This is a genomic window from Tolypothrix sp. VBCCA 56010, assembly GCF_050875635.1.
Taxonomy (GTDB): Bacteria; Cyanobacteriota; Cyanobacteriia; order Cyanobacteriales; family Nostocaceae; genus Hassallia.
Genome location: NZ_JBPAOH010000610.1, coordinates 1 through 201, shown reverse-complemented (window position 1 = coordinate 201; position 201 = coordinate 1). Strand labels below are relative to the sequence as shown.

The 201-nt window shown below is 42.8% G+C and carries 1 protein-coding gene; it reads left to right on the top strand.

Annotation, left to right across the window (positions count from 1 at the left end):
* A partial coding sequence (locus AABK37_RS42510) for a hypothetical protein (protein WP_432557341.1) occupies positions 1–198 on the top strand: 198 nt, incomplete at its 5' end.
* Between the last annotated feature and the right edge of the window lie 3 nt (positions 199–201).

The window sequence follows — 201 nt, the reverse complement described above, 5'->3', positions numbered from 1 at the left end:
TATAAAACTCAACTCGCACAAATGGTAGAAAACTATCCAGATGCAGCCTTGTCAGAATACTGTGAGTACTGGGGGCAAACTCAGAATCAATGGGTAAGTACTAGCACTATGTGCCGTGCGCTACAAAGACAGCAATTGACACTAAAAAAAAGACGTTACGCAGTAGCCAAGGGATTACAGAGAGAGTCCAAAAGCTGAGAA